The organism is Croceivirga sp. ABH4_376, assembly GCF_056160685.1.
The window spans coordinates 54,075-77,872 of record NZ_JBSWXQ010000009.1; the positions used below are offsets into that span (position 1 = coordinate 54,075).

Here is a 23,798-nt window from a genome sequence, read left to right on the forward strand (position 1 = left end):
TTTCTTATCTAATTTTAAACATATGCTTGGTCAAAAAACACATGCTTCCAAATGGGCAATAGGCTTTCTTTCCTTTATTTCTATTGCATTAAATGGTCAAGAAAAACAATTCACCTTACTCAAGAAAAAACAAACAGGTATAACTTTTAACAACGAAATTAAAGATACCCAAGCGTCCAATATTTTATTATATGATAATTTTTATGGCGGTGCTGGTGTAGGTATCGGCGATTTTAATAATGATGGCCTACAAGACATTTATTTTGCAGGTAACCTAGTGGCAGACCAGCTGTATGTTAATGAGGGTGATTTTAAATTTAAAGACATAACAAAAACAGCCAAAATAGCAGATGATGGCGGGTGGACATCTGGTGTTACCCTTGCGGATGTAAACAACGATGGTTTTTTGGATATTTACCTTAGTAGGGAATTATATGATTACGAACCAGCGCTGCGTAAAAACCTTTTGTACATAAACAATGGCGATTTAACATTTACGGAAAGTGCAGAAGAATATGGTATAGCAGATACCCAACGTACCAGACATGCCACTTTTTTTGATTATAACAAAGATGGTTTATTAGACTTACTATTACTTACACAACCACCTAACCCAGGTAGTTATTCAGATTTTGCTGGTCAAGAGCTTATAAAGCCAGAGTACCATATAAAATTATATAAAAATTTAGGTAACCAATCGTTTAAAGAAGTTACCCAACAAGCAGGTGTATTTAAGTCTGGATATCCAAATGCGGTTTCTACATCAGATTTTAATAATGATGGCTATACGGATATTTATATAGCCAATGATTTTGACGCTCCAGATTGGCTTTTTATAAATAACCAAGATGGTACGTTTACCAACACCATAGACCATTCGGTTAAACATATGTCTTTCTACAGCATGGGTGTAGATGTGGCAGACATTAATAATGATGGTCTATTGGATATTTTTACCTTGGATATGGCCGCAGAAGACAATTTTAGGTCCAAAAGTAACATGAGTGGTATGAATCCTGATGCCTTTTGGGATGTGGTAAACAACGGAGGTCATTACCAATACATGTACAATGCGTTTCATTTAAATAATGGAAACGGAACTTATAGTGATGTAGCACAGATGACCGGTATGGCTACTACGGATTGGAGTTGGGCTAATCTTATTGCTGATTTTGATAACGATGGTCTAAAGGATACCTATGTAACCAACGGTTTGCTACGGGATATTAGAAATACCGATGCCGATAAAAAAGTAGCTAAATACATCAATGACCTTACTTTTAACTACGTAAAGGAGAACCCTAATGGTGGTGATTTAAAAAGTATATGGGAAATTTTGGACGTAGACAAGGTAGTGCCGCTTATCCCTTCACAGCCTTTAAAAAATTATGCTTTTAAAAATAATGGCGATTTAAGTTTTACAAAATCAGTAGAAGATTGGGGGCTTGATCAAGAATCCTTTTCAAATGGGGCGGCATATGCAGATTTAGATAACGATGGCGATTTGGATTTGGTGGTTAATAACATCAACTCCCCAGCATTTGTTTATCAAAATAATGCAACAGGTGGCACAACCAATTATTTGCGTGTAAAACTAAACCATAAAGAAAATAAAACCACTTTTGGAACACGGTTATATGCATATGTAAATGGCAGTAAGCAGTTAGTAGAAACCACAAACGTTAGGGGTATTTACTCTACTAGCGAACCGATCGCCCACTTTGGTTTAGGAGATGCTAAAATGGTAGATAGCCTAGTGGTTGTATGGCCTAATGCTACCACCACAAAACTAAAAAAGGTTAAGACCAACCAAGTATTAAGTTTGGAAATGACAGAAGCCATACAGAACACTGGTATTTCAGAACCCGATGCAACCGCTAAATGGTTTTTGGACGTAACCGATACCAATGTACTTGACTTAACACACCAAGAAAATGATTTTGACGATTATACGCATCAAGTACTCTTGCCCCATAAAATGTCGCAATTTGGTCCGGCAATGGCTAAGGGTGATGTAAATGGTGATGGTCTGGAAGATTTGTTTTTTGGCGCTGCAACCGGCTTTGAGGCCAAATTGATGCTACAACAAAAAGATGGAAATTTTACTGCGATTAACTCAGATTTTTGGGCCAAAGAAAAAGCCTATGAAGATGTAGATGCAGCTTTTGTAGATATAAACCAAGACGGGTTTTTAGATTTATATGTGGTGAGTGGCGGTAATGAATATCCTGTAAATGCCTTTCATTATACCGATAGATTGTATTTAAATGATGGCTCGGGTAATTTTTCCAAAGGTGCTATTCAAAATATAGGTAGGGACAGTGGTAGTATTGTAAAGGCAGCAGATTTTGATGCAGATGGCGATATAGACCTATTTGTGGGTGGCAGGTTATGGCCACAACAATACCCAATGCCGGCAAGCAGTATGCTATTGTTAAATATAGACGGGCAACTAGTAAACCAAACAAAAGAAATGGCCCCCAGTTTAGAGAATATCGGTATGGTTACGGATGCTACTTGGGCAGATTACGATTTGGATGGCGATTTAGATTTAATTCTGGTAGGTGAGTGGATGCCGGTAACTATTTTAAAAAACGATTCTGGGCAGTTTTCTAAAGTAGAAGATGAAAATTTGACCGCTACCGTTGGCTGGTGGTCTAGTATAGAGCAAGCAGATTTTGACCAAGATGGAGATATGGATTTTGTATTGGGTAACCTTGGGTTAAATTACAAATACAAAACCTCAATAGAAGAACCTTTTGATGTGTATTATAATGATTTTGACCAAAACGGTAGTTTTGATATTGTATTAGGCTATCATGATGAAGACAATCATTTTCCATTACGAGGTTTTTCTTGTTCTTCACAACAAATTCCAGGTCTTAAAAAAGACATTGGTAAGTATGATATTTTTGCCACCATGGAAATTGACCAAATTTATGGTGAAGAAAAATTACAAAAATCATTGCATTATGTTGCCAATACCTTTGCATCTGTATATTTAGAAAATTTGGGCAATGGCCAATTCAATTTAAAAGAATTACCAAGAGGAGCACAAACCAGTAACTTAAATGATTTTAAGGTATTGGATGTTAACCAAGACGGTAATCTGGATATTTTAGGTATAGGTAATTTGTACGTTTCAGAAATTGAAACACCACGTAACGATGCGGGGATAGGTGTATGCCTTTTGGGTGATGGAAAAGGTGGTTTTAATGCAGTTTCCCATTTGGAATCCGGCTTTTTTGCACCTTTAGATGCCAAAAAAATAGAAGCCATTACTATAAACGGTAAAAACTATATTCTAGTTGCTAACAACAATGCTAAACTGCAAATATTTAAAAGAAAATCATAATTAGAATTTGATGAAGAGACCAAACCAAAAAATGAAGATGAGAAGCTTACTTTTCCTTTTAGTATTTGTGGTAAAAGGAATGTTGGCCCAACAAGACAACACCCACAAAACCTCCTCTATTTATGTTCCACCAAAAGACCCCCAGGTCTTGGCAAAATTAGAGCAGTGGCAGGATTTAAAATTTGGAATACTAATTCACTGGGGCGTATACGCCGTACCTGGAATTATAGAATCTTGGCAGCTGTGCTCAGAAGAATGGATTAATAGACCAGAGGGAATGAGCTATGAAGACTATAAAAAATGGTATTGGAATTTAAGTTCTGTTTTTAATCCGGTAAATTTTAATCCAGAATCATGGGCTAAAGCATCTAAGGCCGCTGGTATGAAATACGTAGTCTTTACCACAAAACATCATGATGGTTTTAACATGTTCGATACCCAACAGACAGACTATAAAATTACCAATGGGCCATTTAAAAACCACCCTAAGGCCAATGTGGCGAAGCATGTTTTTGAGGCCTACAGAAATCAAGATTTTATGATTGGGGCTTATTTCTCCAAGCCAGATTGGCATTCTCAAGACTTTTGGTGGGATAAGTATGCTACACCAGATAGAAACGCAAATTATGATATACTAAAGTATCCTGAAAAATGGAAAGCCTATCAAGATTTTACATTCAACCAAATTGATGAATTAATGCATGATTATGGAGCAATAGATATACTTTGGTTAGATGGTGGTTGGGTAAGGCCTAAAGAAACGGTAAATGATGAGGTGCGTTCTTGGGGAGCTCCAATTCCAGAATTTAGCCAAGAGGTAGATATGCCTAAAATTGCCCAAATGGCAAGAGAAGCCCAACCGGGAATTATTTTTGCGGATAGAACGGTTCACGGCCCCTTTGAAAATTACCAAACGCCAGAACGTAAAGTTCCGGAGCATAAAATAGACAACCCTTGGGAAACTTGTATGCCCTTGGCAAATAATTGGGGTTATGTGCCTAATGATACGTATAAATCTACTACAAAAGTTATCCATAGTTTAGTAGAAGTGGTTGCCAAAGGCGGTAATATGCTGTTGGGTATTGGTCCAAAGTCTGATGGAACGCTACCATATGAGGCCGTTACCAAAATGGAAGAAATTGGAAATTGGCTAACCGCAAACGGAGCTGCCATTTACGGAACCAGAACGGTAGACCATTACCAAGAAGATGGGGTTTTCTTTACAAGCAAAGACAACACAACTTATGCCATTTACTTGGTAAAAGAAGGAGAAAAGGCTCCCAAAACAATAAGTTGGAGTACCAATCTGCCTAAAAAAGGCAGTAAATTAAGCCTAGTGGCAAACGGAAATAAAATTAAATACAGTATTTCTAACGGAAAGCTAACGGCTCAAATACCGGCAAGCCTTAGAAATACCAACACCGCTGCTATTGCATTTGCATTTAAGCAGTAAGTTTACAGTAATAGTTTGATTGATTGGAGCGTCTTACGGAGTAATCTGTAGGGCGCTTTTGTATTAAACTCAGGTTAAGTTTATTGCTAAAATTGTGGGCGTTGTTTGGGTTGATTATCTTATTCAAAAATATAGAAGCATGCGTATTTTTATAGATATGGACGAGGTAATTGCAGATACTTACCAGCAACACATTAATGTGCACAATCAAAAATATGGTACCCACTTTACCAAAGCAGATTGTTATGGAAAGGAGTTTTGGATGTGTGTGGCAGAAGAGCACCAACAAGAAGTTAGGGACCATGCTTATCAAAAAGGCTTTTTTAAGGACATTCCGGTAATTGGTAACGCAGTGGAAGTTATTAAAGAATTGGTAGCTAAGCACGAGGTTTTTATTGCTAGTGCCGCTATGCAATTTCCCAACTCTTTACAAGAAAAATCTGAATGGTTAGACCAATATTTACCATTCATTACCTGGAAAAACAGGATTTTATGTGGTCATAAACACATTTTAAAAGGCGATGTGTTAATAGATGATAGAAGCTATAATTTACAGCAATTTGAGGGTAGGGGAATACAATTTACATCGCCTCACAATGTACATACAACGGAATTTGAGCGGGCAGACGATTGGAATACTATTGCTTCGTTACTTTTGTAAAATGCGGGCAATTCTTTTCTTTTTAACCCTAACGTTATTTATAACATGTACTCCTAAGCAGGAAACAACTATTACAACAGGGACTTATACATCGGTTAACAAAGAAAAGTTAGCATATTATTTGTATCGCCCTAAAAACCTTAAGGAGCAAAAACCTGGCTTATTGTTATTTCTTCATGGAGGTGGAGAGGCGGGTGCGCAATTAAAACACCTTAAACTAGGAGGACCTCCAAAATTGATGGAAGAAGGATATCCCTTTCCGTTCTTGGTTTTGGCTCCACAACACCCTTACGCGGATAAATGGTGGAATACCAAAGCAGTATACAATTTGTTACAAGAGGTAGTGGCAAAAAACAATGTAGACACCAATAGAGTGTACCTTACGGGTTTAAGTAGGGGAGGTTATGCAGCTTGGGAATTGGCCATAAACCATAAAGAAACGTTTGCAGCTATGGCCGTAGTATCTGCCATGGCTCCAGTACCGTATGCCCATTGGTTGGACAAAGAAATGCCTATATGGTTATTTCATGGGGCGCAAGATTCTATTATGCCAGTTTCAGAGGCAGATAATATGGTTGCAAAGCTAAAAGAACTACAGTTTGATGTTAGGTATACCAAATATCCAAAAACAGGACATAATGCTTGGGATAAGGCGTATACTACAGATTCACTTTATATTTGGATGGCCCAACAAAAACGAAACTAAAATGAAATCAAGTTTTCTACTCACAATACTAGTAATCTTAACCAGTTGCAGAAACGAAACCAAACCTGCGAAAAAAGCTGAAAATAAATTAGATACCTTAAAGGTTGTTGAGAACCAGTTGGAAATAGAGCAGGAAAAAGACACTACGCCTAAACTAGTTTATAAATCTTTAGAAGGGTTGGCAGACACAACTTTTGTGCGGTTGGCAGATTATTCTGGAGATTTTGCATATGATTTGCGGTATGCTACGGAGAATAATTTTTTAAAGGCCAAAGTATATGATTGTGCGGAATGTTATACCCGTGTAAAAACCGCTAGGGCGCTGTTAAAAGCGAATAAAGAGTTTAGGGACCAAGGATATAAAATAAAGTTTTTTGATTGTTACAGGCCAAATTCCGTACAATATAAGATGTGGGAAATTGTGCCGAATCCACAATATGTTGCAAATCCCGTTAAAGGTAGTATCCATAACAAAGGCGGTGCGGTAGACATTACTTTGGTTACCCTAAATGGAGAAGAACTTGATATGGGAACCGATTTTGATTTTTTTGGGAAAAGAGCTTACCATGATAATCTTGATTTACCACAGGAAATATTGGACAATAGGTTGCTTTTAAAAACCACCATGGAAAAGCATGGGTTTTGGTCTATTCGAACGGAGTGGTGGCATTATAATTTGTCCGCCGGATCTAATGATAAAGTGGCCAATTTTAAATGGGATTGTCCGGAGTGATTTTTTTACAATCCAAGACCATCCGTTTACCCTCAAGATTGGTGGTAAAAAATAAGTAACGGCTGCCACCATCTTTAATTTTGTGTTTTTTACGTATCTGGGCCACACTTTCCGGGAAGTTACGCGTGGTTATGTTCGCTTGGGCTATCCCCGTTTTTTTAATGTCTTTTTTGTTGTAAGGTATGGTATTTTGTATGGTAAAAATGCGTCCAGGAAAATCCTGAGTTAACCAATCGCTTGTGTATAGATGGGTGTGCTCTTGCAATTTGTTAAGCTGGTACGCCTTGCCTATAGTTTTAAATGCACCCGATTTTAAAATAGCAGCGTTAGGCTCATACAAATACGTTTTTGGTAGACTGTAATTGGTAGCTGTTTCTTTCTCATTTTCCAGATCAAAAGAAAAAAGTTCAATGGTTTCTGTTTCCAAGATATTGGCACAGGTAACTTTTAGGTTTTCGGTATAGTCTTTTTCTAAAACCCAGAGTAATTCTTTAACCTCATTTTTTACGGCTACTACATGAATTTCCTTGACAAATTTTAATTCGCGCAAACCGTTGGTTAAGTCCAATAAAGGTGAGGTTTTAATTAATAGTTTATTACAATTATTGAATAGTAAGTTTAAGTTTTCAGGCACATCCGGAAGACAATCCGATAACATGAAGACTTTTCCTTTAACCTCATTTCGTCGAGATGGGTCAATATAAACCCAATCCATTTTGTGTTTTGTTTGTTCTAAAAATTCTAGTCCGTCACCTTGGTGTTGCGTGTAGTTATGTACGCCTAATTGTTTAAAATTATGCTGTACTATTTCGGCCAATTCCGGGTTTATTTCTGCATGAAAAACATGCTCCATATTTTGAGCAAAAAAGTAGCTGTCCACTCCAAATCCTCCCGTTACATCCAATAGATTTTTTCCATCAACAAGACTAGCTTTGTACCGTGCGGTATATTCTGAGCTGGTTTGTTCTAAATTAAGTTTGGGGGGGTAAATGATATCTCTGTTTTTGAACCAAGTTCTTAACTTGTTTTTGGCTTTTTGCTTACCAATAAGTTGTTGCGCCAATTCTTTTTGACTTACCCCTTTAAAAAGCGGTTTTTTTAATAGGACTGACAGGGTGTCAGTATTGAAATTATTTTCAATATAATCCTGTATACCAGTATTTAAAATATTTTTATTCAAACTAAAGCTTAAACATTTTTAGTAAAACGTTTCACAAAGGAATTATCGTTTAAAAACTGCTTTAGAATTACTTTTAAGGCCGTGTAACCAGGTACCGCCACTACCATTCCTACAGGGCCAAATAATAAACCAGCGATAATGATAATTAAGAATATTTCTAATGGATGTGAGCGTACGCTTGTTGAAAAAATAAAAGGCTGCGAAAAGAAATTATCTATAAGTTGACCTATAGTTATACCAATGAGTACATAACCGGCTTTAGGTAAAATTACACTACTAAAATCTGCATCTAAATAGCTTGTCATGGTTAAGGTTATCATAACAGCCCCACCTAGTAGTGGGCCAATGTAGGGTATAATGTTAAATAAGGCACATAGGAATGCAATTACAATAGCATTTTCTACACCAACAACAAAGAGGGTAATGGTATAGATAACAAATAGAATAGACAACTGTAATAATAACCCAACAAAATATCTGGACAGTAGGCCATTTATTTTTTCTATAGTGGCGGTTAACTTACTCTCTTTATTTTCCGGAATAAAAACAAGTAGCCCATTTTGCATAAGCGAGCTATCTTTAAGAAAGAAAAAAGTGATGAACAAAACCGAAAAAAGACCGATGCTAAATTCACTTAAAATATTGAACAGCGAGTTTAGGAAATCTGGTATAAAATTTAGGTTTAAACCATCTACAATGGTTTTCTCCAGTTCAGAATCTTCAATAAGCTGGTCTACATCAGATTTTGTGGTGCCAAAATATTCCATAATCTGCAAATACAGATTATTTAGGTCTCGTTTTAGTTGTTCAATATCTAACAGGGATAAACTTTCGCTCTGTTTGCTTATGAGGGGAATAAATAAAGCGATTAATCCTGCCAAGACCCCTAGGAATACCAGCATAGTAGCAACTACCGCTAAAGTATCTGGAAACTTAAGTTTATTGTTTAGAAATCGTTTTATTGGCCTTCCTAATAAAGCTAAAACCGCAGCAATTAACAAATAGGCAATTACGGAACCTATTAAATATATAAAATAGGCTACTAGTACAATGGCAGCAATTATACCTACTGCTTTAAGAATACCTTTTGCAATGTTGTTGGCCTCTTTGTTCATAAAGAAAATACGTATGATATAATGTTACTTCCCATTTTAAGGGCTTTTGTGCGCACTGGCTCTGGATCATTGTGTACGGTTGGGTCTTCCCAACCATCGCCTAAATCACATTCTAAAGTATACAACAACACTAATCTACCCTCGTTAAAGATGCCCAAGGCCTGGGGTCTATTGCCATCGTGTTCGTGAATTTTTGGTAAACCTTGCGGAAATGGAAATTCTTGATTAAAAATGGGATGATTAACGGCAAGTTCTTCCAATTCTTTATTTGGGAATAGTTTTTTTAATTCGCGTTTTATGTATTCTTCCATTCCATAATTATCATCCACGTGTAAAAAGCCGCCAGCTAATAAATAATTTTTAAGATTAGTTATCTCTTCGTCCGTAAAATACACATTGCCATGGCCTGTCATGTGTATAAACGGATACTCATATAGTTCTTGGGAATTGGGGCTTACGGTTTTGGGTTCTAATTCTAATTTAGTACCAATGTTGGTGTTGCAAAACTTAATAAGATTGGGTAGTGCGGTTGGGTTGCTATACCAATCGCCGCCCCCACCGTATTTGAGCACGGCAATTTCCTGTCCGCTAAGGGAAACCGTTACCAGAGAGACCAATAAAATTAGTAGTTGTTTCATACAGCAGGTTTGGATAAAGGTAAACAATATTAGCTATTGATTAAACGTACTGCGGTACAAGCAAAAATAGCTGCAGTTTCTGTACGTAGCCTGTTGTTTCCTAACATTACCGGCATGTATTCTTTAGCTAACGCTGTATTAATTTCATGGCTAGAAAAATCGCCCTCTGGACCTATTAGTATGGTGGTAGATTTATTGGGTAACACGCAATCTTTTAGTGCTTTTCTTTCCGTTTCTTCGCAATGCGCAATAAACAATTGTTCGGATTGTTGGTTAGCCAAAAATTCAGAAAAAGTAGTTAATGGGTTTAATTTGGGCAACCATGTTTGTAATGATTGTTTCATGGCGGCCTGTATTACTTTTTCAAAACGCTCTAATTTAATTTGTTTGCGTTCAGAATGATCACATAACAAAGGCGTTATCTCACTTATACCAATTTCCGTGGCTTTTTCTAAAAACCATTCAAAACGGTCGTTCATTTTAGTTGGGGCAACGGCTAGATGTAAATAGTAAGGTTCGGTTTCTTTTTCTTCGGTTTCCAGTAATTCAACCACACACTTTTTAAAGTCTGCCTGCAATAATTCTGCCTTAAACAACAACCCTTTACCATTGGTTATGTAAAGTATGTCTCCCTCTTTTTTACGCAGTACTTTGGCAATATGCCTACTTTCTTCCTTGTCAAAAGAAAAGGTTGTAGTATTCTTGGTAAGTAATGGGTTGTAAAACAATTGCATGGGCAAATTTAATTTTTAGCTTAACGGGTCCTAATTCTGTTTTTACTAAATCTGATATCTGGCTTGGGCGGCAACGTTCTGTTCCGCAAATTCCTTTTCTAAATATTTTAAATAGCCAACAATTCCAATCATCCCAGCATTATCCGTACAATAAGAAAATTTAGGAATGTAGGTGGTCCAGCCTTTATCGGTTTCCATTTGCTTTAATTTTCCTCTAATACCAGAATTGGCGGCCACACCGCCACCAATGGCAATATGTTTTATTCCAGTTTCCTTCACAGCTGCTTTTAATTTCTGCATTAAAATAGCAATTATGGTATGCTGTATGGAAGCGCAGATATCTGCTAGGTTTTCTTGGATAAAATCTGGATTCTTTTGGACGTTACGCTGTATAAAGTAGAGGATACTTGTTTTTAGTCCGCTAAAACTAAAATTTAATCCATCTACCTTTGGTTTCGGAAATTCAAAAGCATGTGGGTTTCCTTCTTTTGCATATTTGTCTATTAGCGGCCCACCAGGATAGGGTAATCCTAACAACTTGGCACTTTTATCAAAGGCTTCACCAACGGCATCGTCTAGCGTTTCACCCAATACTGTCATATCAAAATAGTCTTTTACCAAAACAATTTGTGTGTGCCCCCCACTAATAGTCATGGCCAAAAACGGGAAGGGAGGTGCCTTTTGCTCGGGGTCTTCTATAAAATGAGCCAAAATATGCGCCTGCATATGGTTTACTTCTATTAACGGAATATTTAGGCCCAAGGCCAAAGATTTGGCAAAAGAGGTGCCAACAAGTAATGAACCTAAAAGTCCCGGACCTTTAGTAAAAGCTATGGCAGATAGTTGTTTTTTATCGATATTTGCCTTGACCAAGGCTTGGTGCACCACAGGTACTATATTTTGTTGATGGGCCCTTGAGGCCAGTTCAGGGACAACACCGCCATATTGCTTGTGTATCTCTTGGTTGGCCACTACGTTACTCAACACTGTTTTGTTACACAAAACAGCAGCAGAAGTATCGTCGCAAGACGACTCAATTGCTAGAATATATTTTTTCTGATTTTCCACCGGCTTTGGAATAATAATTGAACGTACAAAGATAAAGGGTATATCGCTATCAAAAAATTTAGAAAAATACTGCTAAGGACCATTTTGGTTATTTTGTTGCTAGGGGTCTTTGCAACATTGTTCTTTTCTTTACCCATTGTACAAACCAGGTTGGCGCAATATGCAACTACGGAAATAAATAAAGAGTTTGGCACCAATATAAATATTGACCGCCTAAAGTTTTCCCCTTTTACCTTAAATGCGGATATAAAAGGTATTTATGTACAAGACTACCAAAAAGACACCTTAATACATATAAAGGAACTAACCACATCTGTTTTGAACGCTAGAAATATGTTCAAAAGTAAATTGGAGTTTGGCGATATTGATGTAGATGGACTTTACTTTAAAATGCAGACGTACAAGGGCGAATCTGAAACCAACTTAGATGTGTTTGTGGCTAAATTGGACGATGGCAAACCTAGAGACCCCAACACGCCACCATTTTATATGAGTGCTACAGAAATTAATCTGGTTAACAGTAAATACCGTTTGTTAGATGAGAATTTAGAACAACCAAGTATTCTTAACTTTTTTGACCTAAACTTAAACGCAACGGATTTTTTAATTCTAGGCCCTCAAGTTTCACTTAATGTAGACCAGTTAGATTTTAATACCAAAAAAGGTATACGAATGGAACAACTGGTAACCAAATTTAAGTACACCAGGGAACGAATGGATTTTGAAGACTTGACTATAAAAACGCCAGAATCTAGCTTGCAAGGCAATTTGGCTTTCACCTATGATAGGGAAGATTTTAAAGATTTTCTAAACTTGGTAAAAGTAGATGCTTCTTTTGAAGAGTCTGTAGTGGCCTTTAACGAGGTTAATAAGTACTTTAATGAATTTGGAAAGGATAAAACAGCCAATTTTACGGCAAACTTTGCAGGTGTTCTAAACGCTTTAGAAGTAAACGATTTATTGCTTTTCTCAGATAATACCGGGATCAGGGGCGATTTTGTTTTTACTAACATGTTTAACGAGTCTGAGCCATTTAAAATGGACGCTCAAATGGATAATGTAACCTCTAGCTATTATCAATTAAGAGGGTTGTTGCCACAAATTTTGGGTGGTAGTATACCATCTTCTTTTCAAAAATTAGGGCAATTTACCGTTAGGGGAGATGCTAAAGTAACCGAGACAAGTGTAGATGCCCAAGTAAACCTAAGTACCGCAATTGGTAGTAGTTATTCAGATCTGCAGATGACCAATATAGACGATATTGATAATGCCAGTTACCGTGGGTTTATCTCATTAATCGACTTTGAACTGGGTACTTTTCTGGAAAATCCTAACCTAGGTAAAACCTCTATGGATGTAAACGTAGAAGGTAGGGGTTTTGTGGCAGAGTATTTAAACACTGAGGCAATTGGAGAAATATATAGTTTAGAATTTAACGGTTATAACTACAAGAACATAAAGATGTCCGGTATAATTAAGGACGAGTTGTTTGATGGTAGTTTGGTGGGTAAGGACGAAAACCTAACATTTGACTTTAAAGGACTAGCAGATTTTAGTCAGGAACTAAACGATTTTAATTTTATTGCCTCCGTAGATTATGCAGATTTTAAAAAACTAAATTTCATAAAAGATAGTGTTTCTGTTTTCAAGGGCCAGGTAAATATGGATATTACGGGCAACAATTTGGATAACATTGTTGGTAACATTCAGTTCAGAAACACGAGCTATCAGAATGCTAACGACACCTATTATTTTGATGATTTTGCGGTTTCTTCCTCTTTTGAAGAAAACGGAGATAGAAATATTGATATAGAATCTCCAGATATTATCACAGGTTATATGCGTGGTAAGTTTAAGGTGAAAGAACTGGGTAAATTGGTGCAGAATTCTGTGGGTAGTATTTATACCAATTATAAACCGTTTAAAATATCCGAAGGACAGCGTTTAGATTTCAATTTTCGTATTTATAATAAAATTGTAGATGTCTTTTTTCCTGAGGTTAATTTTGGTCCGGACACCTATATAAGGGGGAATATAATAGCAGATGAAGGCGATTTTAAACTAACCTTTAAATCTCCACACATAGAGGCGTTTCAAAACAAATTAGACAATATTGAGCTTAAGATAGATAATAAAAATCCACTGTTTAACACTTTCTTTTCGGTGGACGAGATGTCTACCGTTTACTATGATGTAAAAGATTTTAACCTAATTAATACCACCATAAAAGACACCCTGTTTTTTAGAACAGAATTTAAAGGAGGTAGCCAATTTAATGATAGTTATAATCTTAATTTCTACCATACTTTCAATAAAGAAAATAAATCTGTAATAGGTCTAAAGACTTCAGACATAAGTTTTAAAGGCAACAAATGGGTGCTGAACAAAGAAGGTAATCGTAAGAACAAGGTAATTGTTAACAAAACCCTGGATAGTATTGAAATACAGGAAATTGTAATGAACCATGAAGATGAGCAAATAAGATTACGTGGAGAATTTGCGGATTCTACTTATAAAGACATGGAGCTACAATTTAAAAAAGTATCCTTAAATAAAATTACACCTGCCGTAGATAGCCTAAAATTAGAAGGCAATATCAATGGGTTTTTAAATATTCTTCAAAAGAACAACAAGTATCTACCATCCTCTAGCGTAGAGATTCAAGATTTAGCGGTAAACAACTATGTTTTAGGTACCATGGAACTGGTTATTTTTGGTAATAATGATCTTACACAGTTTGGTGTAAATTCTTGGATTAGCAAAGAGGGTAAAGAGCGTTTTGGTCTTAATGGTAAAATAAACAACGTTAACCGTAAGGCTACTTTTGATCTTATGGCATCTTTGAACGACTTTAACCTGCAGCCATTTGCACCTTTGGGAGAGGAAGTAATTAGTAATATTAGAGGTTTGGTTAATGGAAACGCACGTATTACAGGAGATATGCAGAATCCAGATATAAATGGAGAGCTAACACTTACGGAAGCCGGTCTTGGAATTGCAGAGTTGAACGTAGATTATGATTTTGCGCCATTTTCTAAGATTAGGTTAGATAACAAGTCTTTTGTTTTTGAAAACTTACAGCTTACAGATGTTGTGGAGGGTACAAATGGGCAATTAAGCGGTTCTATAAGTCACTCTGGTTTTACAGATTGGCGCTTAAACCTAAACGTGGATACCCTTGGCGACCGCCTAATGATTTTAAATACAGAATACGACGAAGAGGCCTTGTATTATGGAACCGGATTTGTTAATGGTACCGGTAGTATTTTTGGGCCTATTAATGCATTGAACATAAATTTTGATGGGGCTACCGCTAGAGGCAGTGTTTTAAAAATACCACTTAGTGACGTTACCAGTGTAGGTGATTATTCTTTTATTAACTTCATAGAAAGGGATAATGGAAAAATTATTGAGCAACAACGGTCTTTAGATGATTATCAAGGTATAGAAATGATGTTCGATTTGGCCGTAACCCCAGAAGCAGAGATTGAAATTGTAGTAGACCAACAAACCGGTAGTACGTTACGTGGTACTGGAGAAGGTTTGTTGTTAATGGAGATAAACACCAATGGTAAGTTTAATATGTATGGGGAGTTTGTAGTGGTTACAGGAGAATATCATTACAAATACGGAGGTTTAATAGACAAACGGTTTAAGGTAAAACCTGGTGGTACCATACTATGGGAAAGAGAACCTTTAGAGGCGCAATTAAACCTTGATGCAGTTTATGAGCTAAATGCAAATCCGGCACCACTATTAGATGGTAGTAATTACACCAGAAATATACCAACAGAGGTAGTGGTTAGTTTAACGGGAGAATTGGAGCAACCGCAAATAGATTTCAATATAGAATTTCCAGGTACCAATTCAGTTATAAAATCTGAATTAGAATATAGGTTGCAAGATCCTACCATAGAAAAGAACAATGCCTTATTTTTAATGGCGCAGGGTACTTTTGTAAACGAGTCTGTAGGCTTAAACCAGCAGGCCGTAACCGGTAATTTAATACAAACCGCTTCTGGTATTTTAAATTCTGTTTTAGGTAGTAATAACGATAAACTTAATTTTGGGTTGTCTTACGAGCAAGGCTATCAAGATATTAATTCAGGAATAGATACAGAAGATCGTATTGGTGTATCCGTATCCACTAGAATATCAGACCGGGTGTTGGTAAATGGTAAGGTGGGTGTTCCGGTAAGTGGGGTTTCAGAAACCGTGGTGGCAGGTAATGTAGAAGTTCAGTTTCTACTAAATGAAGAAGGTACCTTGAGTGCTACTATTTTTAACAGGGAAAACAACGTGTATCAAACTTATTTGGAGTCGCAAGGTTATACCCAAGGTATCGGTTTAAATTATCAGGTAGATTTTAATACGTTTAGAGAGTTAATGGCTAAAATTTTCAGAAAAAAAGAAAAGGAAAAGTCAGAAAAAGAAAAACCTGTACCAGATGGACAGATGGGTGAAAAAGGATTGATTAATTTTCAATCAAAAGCAACTTCCAACCAAGAATAATGTTGGTCAAATACAACAAATTCAAAATAATTTTTAACGAAATCGTTTGAAAAACGCTTTCTTTTCAATTTAGCACTAGCTACACTTTTTTACTTTATTGAAGTTTGCTAGTTTTGGTTTTTCAATTTTTAAAATGGCCGATAAGATTAAGAAAATAGCTGTATTAACTTCAGGAGGTGACTCCCCAGGGATGAATGCAGCCATCCGATCCGTTGTAAGGACCTGCGCCTACATGAAATTGGAGTGTATAGCAATTTACAGGGGATATCAGGGAATGATAGAAGGGGATTTCAAGGAGATGAATGCCCGTAGTGTAAACAACATTATAAATAAAGGAGGAACTATACTAAAATCTGCACGTTGCGAAGAATTTAGAACACCAGAAGGAAGGCAGAAAGCGCATGCCCAGTTACTAAAAAACAATATAGATGGTCTAGTGGTTATTGGTGGTAACGGTAGTTTTACAGGCGCTTTAAAATTAAACGATGAGTTTAATTTTCCGGTAATAGGAATTCCTGGTACTATAGATAATGATATTCTTGGTACCACCTATACTTTAGGTTTTGATACGGCCATAAACACCGTGGTAGATGCCATTGATAAAATTAGGGATACGGCAAGTTCTCATAACCGCCTCTTTTTTGTAGAGGTAATGGGTAGGGACGTAGGGCATATTGCCTTAAATGCTGGTGTTGGTGCAGGTGCCGAGGAAATCTTGATTCCAGAGCAAAACTTGGGATTAGACAGGCTTTTAGATTCTCTTAAAAGAAGTAAGGCTTCTGGTAAATCGTCCAGTATTGTTATCGTTGCCGAAGGAGACAAAACGGGTAAAAACGTATTTGAACTTAAAGAGTACGTAGAGGAACATTTGCCTATTTATGACGTAAGGGTGTCTGTTTTAGGACACATGCAAAGAGGAGGTAACCCTACTTGTTTTGATAGGGTTTTGGCTTCTAGGATGGGCGTAAAAGCAGTTGAGTCCTTACTGGAAGGTAAATCTAATTATATGGTAGGTATACGTGATAACCAACTTATTTTAACGCCGATTAGTGAAGCAATTAAAGCGCACACCGCTATTGACGAAGAATTGGTACGCGTATCAGATATCATGTCTACATAAGAATACACAATAAACACTTAAATTCAATTTAAAAGTAAAAACATGGGAACAGTTAAAATTGGTATAAACGGATTTGGTAGAATTGGAAGATTAGTATTTAGGGCTTCCGTTAAAAGAGGAGATTTGCAAGTAGTTGCAATAAACGATCTTTTAGACGTAGAGCACCTTGCTTACTTATTAAAGTACGATTCTGTTCATGGTAAATTTGATGGTGACGTAGCCGTAAAAGACGGTAATCTAGTAGTTAACGGTAATACAATTAGAATTACTGCAGAAAAGGATCCTAAAGCCCTTAAGTGGGATGAGATTGGTGCTGAGGTTGTAGCCGAGTGTACTGGTATCTTTACCACGTTAGAAACAGCACAATACCACATTGATGGTGGTGCTAAAAAGGTAGTTATTTCTGCTCCATCTAAAGATGCACCTATGTTTGTAATGGGTGTAAACCACAAGGAGGTAAAAGCTACGGATACAATAGTTTCCAATGCATCTTGTACTACAAACTGTTTAGCTCCATTGGCAAAAGTGGTTAATGATAATTTTGGTATAGAAGAAGCGTTGATGACAACGGTACACGCTACCACCGCTACACAATTAACCGTGGATGGTCCTTCTAGAAAAGATTACAGAGGTGGACGTTCTGCACTTTTAAATATTATTCCTGCTTCTACTGGTGCGGCTAAAGCCGTAGGTAAAGTTATACCAGAATTAGACGGTAAATTAACCGGTATGGCATTTAGAGTACCAACTGCAGATGTTTCCGTTGTAGACTTAACGGTAAAAACGGAAAAGGAAACTTCTTACGAAGAAATCAAGAAAGCTTTTAAGGCAGCTTCTGAAGGTGAACTTAAAGGTATCTTAGGATATACCGAGGATGATGTGGTATCTCAAGATTTTGTATCAGATATACACACAAGTACTTTTGATGCTGGTGCTGGTATTGAGTTAAATTCTAAATTCTTCAAGTTGATCTCTTGGTACGATAATGAAGCTGGTTTCTCTAACAAGATGTGTGATTTGATGTTACACGTTAACAGTTTATAAACTAAACCATATTCCTAAAGACGGATAAAACCGTCTTTAGGAATTTTTTTATATGATACTGATTGTAGATAGTGGTGCAACCAAATCTGATTGGATTGCATTGGACGAGAAGGGAGACCAAATTTTTATGACCCAAACCTTGGGTCTTAGCCCTGAGGTTTTAACAAGAGAGGTTATAGAAGACCGTTTGGCCAATAATTTTGAGTTGGCTAAAAACAGGGAAAAGGTAACACACCTTTACTTTTATGGTGCTGGTTGTGGTACGGATAGGATGAAGGTTTTTCTAAAGTCTATTTTTGGCGAGTTTTTCCCAAATGCAAAGGCAGATGTTAAAGAGGATACCTATGCTGCTATTTATGCAACTACAAAAATAGGGGAGCAGGGTATAGTTTGTATTTTAGGTACTGGATCTAATTGTAGTTATTATGATGGCCACCAATTGTTTCAAAAAGTAACCGCTCTTGGTTATATTTTAATGGACGATGGTAGTGGTAATTTCTTTGGTAGAAAATTGCTAAGAGATTATTACTATCATAAAATGCCGCAAGATCTGGGTATTAAATTCAATAAGGAATACAATCTAGATGCAGATCATATCAAGGAGAATTTATACAAACAGCCAAACCCAAATACTTACTTGGCAACCTTTGCCCGTTTTATTATAGAAAATAAAGAACACCCTTATTGTAAAGGGGTAATAGAAAAAGGACTTCAGCAGTTTGTAAACAATAACATTATGCAATTTGAACTGGCTACCAAGGTGCCAGTGCATTTTGTAGGTAGTATTGCCCACTTTTTAGAAGAAGAACTTACGCAAGTGTTAGAACGTAATGATTTAATTAAAGGCGTGGTGCATAGAAGACCAATAGAAGGTTTGGTTAAATTTCACCAAAGTACTATTTAATAGCAATCATAGAGATTTCTACATTTACGAACTTAGGTAAATTAGCAACTTCTACCGTCTCCCTAGCGGGTGCGGTATCTGCATTAAAATAACTACCATAAACTTCATTGATAGCAGCAAACTGGTGCATATCCTTAACAAAAATGGTAGCCTTTACAACATCTTCAAAGGTCATTTTGGCTTCGGTCAAAATGGCCTTTAAATTTTCCATGGATTGTTTAGTTTCTTTTTTAATGTCCCCAGAAACCAATTCGCCGGTTTTTGGATCAATAGGAATTTGACCGGATATATACAAAGTATCTTTTACTAGTGTGGCTTGGTTGTACGGCCCAATAGGAGCAGGGGCGTTTGCAGTATTAATTATCTTTTTCATTATGTAGTTTTAGATATCTAAGTTAGTTGGAATCTTTTTAGATTGCCAATTTAGGAGTTAACTTTTATTTTTAGAGTAATTAATTAGCTGTATTACCTTAAAATACGTTGGCTACGTTTATCATATTTAAGGTCGCTAAGAATAGAACTGCTAATTCCAATAAAGAAATCCCATCGTTCATTACGTCCAAAGGGTACCCAATTAAAACGTAAATCAAAACTTTTCAATTGACGGGAAAATCGAAATTGGGTTTGTGCAAAACCTTTGTTCACAAAATCATATCCAGAGGATAGGCCCAAATCCCATCTGGGCGATAATTGTACGTTTCCGCTAAACATCAAAGAAGCTGTATTTACTTGATTTTGTCTATTAGAATTTAGATACCCCATGGCAAATTGTATGTTTAAATCCCAAGGAATTTTTGTGCCGTACACAGGGTTTTCTATATCCTCCCCATCATCTTCCCTGCGTTGGTATTGGCTTTGGTCAAAGCCGGCTCCAAACAAATCATCGGTTCTTCCACCACTGGCAGCCCTATAATAATCACTCGCCTCTTCTGCTCGGTCTTCATCTTCTTTGCCATCTTTTTTCTTAAAGGTTTCATTGCTCAAAGAATAACGCATGTTCATAGAAGCTCTGGTCAACCTTAGTAAACTACCGCCATTTTTAACGTTTAGTGTGTTTATTCGCCTTCCATTATTATCAATGGTATATGGGTCTAGGCTACCACTAAAGTTCAAGGTTAGTTTCTTATCAAAAAAACTGGTACCACCGTTCATGTTAATGGGTGATAACTTTAAACTATCCGCCTCCATGTTATAGCTGGTGGAGAAGTTAAGGTTGCTTAATAAAGATATTTTCTTTGGTTCCAGTTTAGTGGAATCTTTATCCCTTACCTTGGCTTCTAAGGTGTTTTGTAAAGAAAACCCTAGGACGTTGGCTCTATTAAGGCTGGGTACAGATCCAACGGGAATTCCTTGAAAACGGGTGTATTGCTGGGTTTGCCCGCTGTAGTCTACATAAGTATCGTAAAACTGCTCAAAAGAAGGGGTGTAAGACCAACTTACTTGCGGTCGCATAACATGCCTAATAGCTTGTATTTTTTTGTCTTCACCAAATGGAAAGGTACCGTAAACGGTAGTTCCAATACTTGCCGAGAGGCCATATTTATTAAAACGGTCAAAACCTTCTATGGTATCTAAAACAACTTCTTGATTGCTAGAAGGGTCATCTGGATCTAGACCTCTTTTGTAGGTTTCAAACGTCCAAACATCTTCATAATTACCACCTAGCGTTACACTAAAATATTTGGCTACTTTAAAGTTGGTACTTATGGGCAAGGTGTGTCTTGCGCCTATTTGAGCGTTTTCAAACATTCCCTTTCTAAACATTAAAGAGTCTGTAGTGGTAATTCTGTTTTCGGCTCTTACGTTATATTGAAAGTTTACGTTTTGAATAATACCTTTTTTAATGCCGTCACGTTTGGCAAATGGAAATATACGTTCCATACTACCCTGAAGGGTGGGTAATGTAAGGTTTACCTGTTGGGTCTGTGTATTCTGGTTATGTGAGGCGGTAAGGTTTAAATTTACCGAGGGATACTCTGGAAATGTTTTGGAATAGGAAATAGAAGAAGAAAGGTTGTTGTTCTGTGTGTTTTGTACGTTTATTTGATTAAAAGAATTGGTATAATATTGACTACTACCCAAGTTTACCGAAGCACTAAAGCGCGAATTTGGATTTGCCTTGGCATCTTGTGAGTGCGAGATTTGAAGATTATAAAGTGTACTACGCCGGTAATCGCTAAACCCTTTTTGACTGGTAATTTGATTTTCAAATCTAAAATTTACATTACCCCTAAACTTGTAGCGCTTTGCATAGATGGATTGCGTACGTATACCATAACTACCGTTGGTAAAAAAATCTCCCATTACACTTAAATCCACATAATCACTTATTGGTAAATAGTAGCCTCCATTTTGTAAGGAAAACCCTCTGTTGGGATCTTGGGTAAAAGTTGGAAATATTAACCCTGCTGTTCTACCGGTGGTCAAAGGAAAATAAGCAAACGGAACCGCAATAGGGGTAGGTACGTCTACCAAATACATATTACTAAAACCTGCTATTATTTTTTTGCCGGGTACAAATTTGGCCTTTCTAATTTTAATAAAATAATCGGGGTCTACCGTGTCTTTTGAGGTGGTCATTTTACCATCTTTTAAAAAGTAGACAGAATCGTTTTCTTTTTTGGTAATACTTGCCAATACCTTCATTGCATCACTTCCCAAAGAACCCAATCCGGCTTGTTGTTCGGTCCTAGAGTTCCAAATCAAGGCTTTTTTGGTATCAAAATTAAACCGAATACTATCCGGTATAACCACGTTATCACCTTGTTTAAAGTACGGAGTTTGCGTATATGTTCCCGTGCTATCTTTTATTCTACCTGCATAGACTTCATTTTTAGTGTAGTCCATAACAATAATACCGGCTTTAAGTTCCGTGTCTTGGTATTTTATTTCCGCCTCGTTGTACAGATATATTTTTTGGTCTTTTTGGCTCAGTTTTACGTAATCTTTAGCCTTATAATCTATAATGTCTACCAACATGGAATTTTTAGTGTTGGTGCTGTCTATGTTAATAGAATCCTTTTTACCAATAGAATCGTTTAAGATGTTTGGTGGTAGTAAGGGTGGGTTCAAAGTATCGCCAACAGCCTTTATAGGTAAAGGTACCAAAGGCTTTTCTTGTGCCGTTAAAAATTGGGCTAACAAAGCAAATAGCAGCACTAAAAGAAAAGGATGTTTGTTTGTTTGCAACTTGATAAATCCTATTTTTGTAGAAGTTTGGCTCAGTTTTTGGAGCTCAAACATACATATATTTTTTATTCTGATTAAGAGGTGTTACCATAAATTTAACCTCAAAAGGATAATTAAAAACAATGCGTTCTTATGAAGAGAAATTGGTTAGCCTTTGCCATAGCCTTAGGATTTATATTTACACTTTTATCTTTTAGCAAAAATAATACCCAATTACAAAACAAAGATGAGTTTGTTGTTGTTTTAGATGCGGGCCATGGTGGGCACGATCCGGGTAACTTGGGTAATGGTTATTTAGAAAAAAATATTGCCCTGGCTATTGTACTAGAGGCCGGTAAGGCTCTAAAACAACATCCGGGCATTAAAGTGGTATATACTAGAGACGATGACACGTTTGTGGATTTATATGAAAGGGGACAGATAGCCAATAAGGCCAATGCCGATTTGTTCGTATCCGTGCATTGCGATTCCCATACGTCTGACGCCCATGGAGCCGGCACTTTTGTTTTGGGGTTGCATGCCAATAAGCAAAATTTTGAAGTAGCTAAAAAAGAGAACTCGGTAATTTATTTAGAGGATAATTACGAGCAAAAGTATTCCGATTATGATATTAATTCCCCAGAATCCGTAATTGGATTAACCGTTATGCAAGAAGAATTCTTAGATCAAAGTATTCTTTTGGCTAAGTTGATGCAAGATATATTTACAAAGCAATTAAAGCGAAAAGACCGTAAAGTAAAACAAGCTGGTTTTATTGTTTTGCACCAAACTTTTATGCCTAGCGTATTGGTAGAAACAGGTTTTTTAACCAATAAGAGCGAAGGAGCTTTCTTAAATTCCGCAAAGGGTAAAAAAGAAATGGGTACGGCTATAGCCAAGGCTGTAATTAATTATAAGAATGGTGTAGAAAGTAGTTTGGAAACCGTAACGCCAATAAATGATGCGCCTATTGCCACAATTGAAGAGGTGGTAGAATCCAAACCAGAAGAACCTAAAGTGGTAGCAGCGAAAGAAGAGCCTGCCAAGGTAGTAAAGACTGTAATTAGCGATTCCAAAACGGAAGAAGTTGCAGCTGCTGGCGTTACCTTCAAAATTCAACTAATGGCCAGTTCTAAAGTTATAGCATTGGATGGCGATAATTTTAGAGGCTTAAACGATTTGTCTAAAGAACCTGTAAACAATTTATTTCGTTATCTATATGGAAATACAGATTCTTATCAGAAGGCTAAGTTGTTGAAGTCCAATGCGGACGCTAAAGGTTATACGGATTCTTACATTGTTGCTTACAAAGACGGAAAACGGATAACGATGGCGCAAGCCTTAAAAACGATTGCCAAAAAATAAAGGTGCCAAAAAATATTCCTAATTTTGTTTAGAACCATAAAC

17 protein-coding genes are annotated in these 23,798 nt (G+C 36.8%); 10 read left to right on the forward strand and 7 right to left on the reverse strand.

Going from position 1 to position 23,798, the window contains the following annotated elements; all coding sequences use genetic code 11:
• Positions 1-22: 22 nt before the first annotated feature.
• The 5 genes from ACXAGS_RS14685 to ACXAGS_RS14705 all read left to right on the forward strand — a co-directional run bounded on the left by ACXAGS_RS14685 (position 23) and on the right by ACXAGS_RS14705 (position 6,908).
• Positions 23-3,355: a VCBS repeat-containing protein gene (locus tag ACXAGS_RS14685; protein WP_474907819.1), complete on the forward strand. Its 3,333-nt coding sequence runs from the start codon at positions 23-25 to the stop codon at positions 3,353-3,355.
• A 37-nt stretch (positions 3,356-3,392) separates the two neighbouring features.
• Positions 3,393-4,808, forward strand: coding sequence for an alpha-L-fucosidase (locus tag ACXAGS_RS14690; RefSeq protein ID WP_474907821.1), 1,416 nt, complete (start codon positions 3,393-3,395; stop codon positions 4,806-4,808).
• Positions 4,809-4,947: 139 nt separating this feature from the next.
• On the forward strand, positions 4,948-5,469 hold the full coding sequence (locus tag ACXAGS_RS14695; protein ID WP_474907822.1) for a 5' nucleotidase, NT5C type: 522 nt from the start codon (positions 4,948-4,950) through the stop codon (positions 5,467-5,469).
• 1 nt (position 5,470) lies between these two features.
• Positions 5,471-6,175 (forward strand): carboxylesterase family protein, encoded by a 705-nt coding sequence (locus ACXAGS_RS14700; RefSeq protein WP_474907823.1) that lies wholly within the window; start codon positions 5,471-5,473, stop codon positions 6,173-6,175.
• Between the two features lies 1 nt (position 6,176).
• Positions 6,177-6,908, forward strand: coding sequence for a M15 family metallopeptidase (locus ACXAGS_RS14705; RefSeq protein WP_474907825.1), 732 nt, complete (start codon positions 6,177-6,179; stop codon positions 6,906-6,908).
• On the opposite strand, the gene ACXAGS_RS14710 is transcribed toward ACXAGS_RS14705, so the two are convergent.
• Genes ACXAGS_RS14710 through tsaD form a run of 5 tightly spaced genes read right to left on the reverse strand, consistent with a single transcriptional unit; the run spans position 6,886 to position 11,643 of the window.
• A complete protein-coding gene (locus tag ACXAGS_RS14710; protein WP_474907827.1) occupies positions 6,886-8,088 on the reverse strand; it encodes a class I SAM-dependent methyltransferase in 1,203 nt (400 codons plus the stop codon). The genes ACXAGS_RS14705 and ACXAGS_RS14710 overlap by 23 nt on opposite strands.
• A gap of 8 nt (positions 8,089-8,096) precedes the next feature.
• Positions 8,097-9,203, reverse strand: coding sequence for an AI-2E family transporter (locus tag ACXAGS_RS14715; RefSeq protein ID WP_474907828.1), 1,107 nt, complete (start codon positions 9,201-9,203; stop codon positions 8,097-8,099).
• Positions 9,200-9,841: a DUF4159 domain-containing protein gene (locus ACXAGS_RS14720; protein ID WP_474907830.1), complete on the reverse strand. Its 642-nt coding sequence runs from the start codon at positions 9,839-9,841 to the stop codon at positions 9,200-9,202. Before ACXAGS_RS14720 ends, ACXAGS_RS14715 begins: the two co-directional genes overlap by 4 nt.
• Before the next feature lie 29 nt (positions 9,842-9,870).
• On the reverse strand, positions 9,871-10,575 hold the full coding sequence (locus tag ACXAGS_RS14725; protein ID WP_474907832.1) for a 16S rRNA (uracil(1498)-N(3))-methyltransferase: 705 nt from the start codon (positions 10,573-10,575) through the stop codon (positions 9,871-9,873).
• Positions 10,576-10,620: 45 nt separating this feature from the next.
• Entirely contained in the window at positions 10,621-11,643 is a 1,023-nt protein-coding gene (tsaD, locus tag ACXAGS_RS14730) for a tRNA (adenosine(37)-N6)-threonylcarbamoyltransferase complex transferase subunit TsaD (protein WP_474907833.1), read from the reverse strand.
• Positions 11,644-11,727: 84 nt separating this feature from the next.
• On the opposite strand from tsaD, the gene ACXAGS_RS14735 reads away from it, so the two are divergent.
• The 4 genes from ACXAGS_RS14735 (at position 11,728) to ACXAGS_RS14750 (ending at position 19,223) form a co-directional block, all read left to right on the forward strand.
• Positions 11,728-16,155: a translocation/assembly module TamB domain-containing protein gene (locus tag ACXAGS_RS14735; protein ID WP_474907835.1), complete on the forward strand. Its 4,428-nt coding sequence runs from the start codon at positions 11,728-11,730 to the stop codon at positions 16,153-16,155.
• A gap of 133 nt (positions 16,156-16,288) precedes the next feature.
• On the forward strand, positions 16,289-17,275 hold the full coding sequence (pfkA, locus tag ACXAGS_RS14740) for a 6-phosphofructokinase (protein WP_474907836.1): 987 nt from the start codon (positions 16,289-16,291) through the stop codon (positions 17,273-17,275).
• A gap of 42 nt (positions 17,276-17,317) precedes the next feature.
• Positions 17,318-18,319 (forward strand): type I glyceraldehyde-3-phosphate dehydrogenase, encoded by a 1,002-nt coding sequence (gene gap / locus ACXAGS_RS14745; RefSeq protein ID WP_474907838.1) that lies wholly within the window; start codon positions 17,318-17,320, stop codon positions 18,317-18,319.
• A 52-nt stretch (positions 18,320-18,371) separates the two neighbouring features.
• Positions 18,372-19,223 carry an N-acetylglucosamine kinase gene (locus ACXAGS_RS14750; RefSeq protein ID WP_474907839.1) on the forward strand — a complete coding sequence of 284 codons (852 nt, stop codon included), beginning with the start codon at positions 18,372-18,374 and terminating at the stop codon, positions 19,221-19,223.
• Here the strand turns inward: ACXAGS_RS14750 and ACXAGS_RS14755 are convergent.
• Both ACXAGS_RS14755 and ACXAGS_RS14760 read right to left on the reverse strand, forming a co-directional pair.
• Entirely contained in the window at positions 19,216-19,596 is a 381-nt protein-coding gene (locus ACXAGS_RS14755) for a RidA family protein (protein ID WP_474907841.1), read from the reverse strand. The two genes, ACXAGS_RS14750 and ACXAGS_RS14755, sit on opposite strands and share 8 nt — an antisense overlap.
• Before the next feature lie 92 nt (positions 19,597-19,688).
• Positions 19,689-22,466: a putative LPS assembly protein LptD gene (locus tag ACXAGS_RS14760; RefSeq protein ID WP_474907842.1), complete on the reverse strand. Its 2,778-nt coding sequence runs from the start codon at positions 22,464-22,466 to the stop codon at positions 19,689-19,691.
• 78 nt (positions 22,467-22,544) lie between these two features.
• Here ACXAGS_RS14760 and ACXAGS_RS14765 point away from each other — a divergent pair, with 78 nt between their 5' ends.
• The gene (locus tag ACXAGS_RS14765) at positions 22,545-23,756 is read left to right on the forward strand and encodes an N-acetylmuramoyl-L-alanine amidase family protein (RefSeq protein ID WP_474907843.1); all 1,212 of its coding nucleotides are present in this window, start codon (positions 22,545-22,547) and stop codon (positions 23,754-23,756) included.
• Positions 23,757-23,798 lie beyond the last annotated feature (42 nt).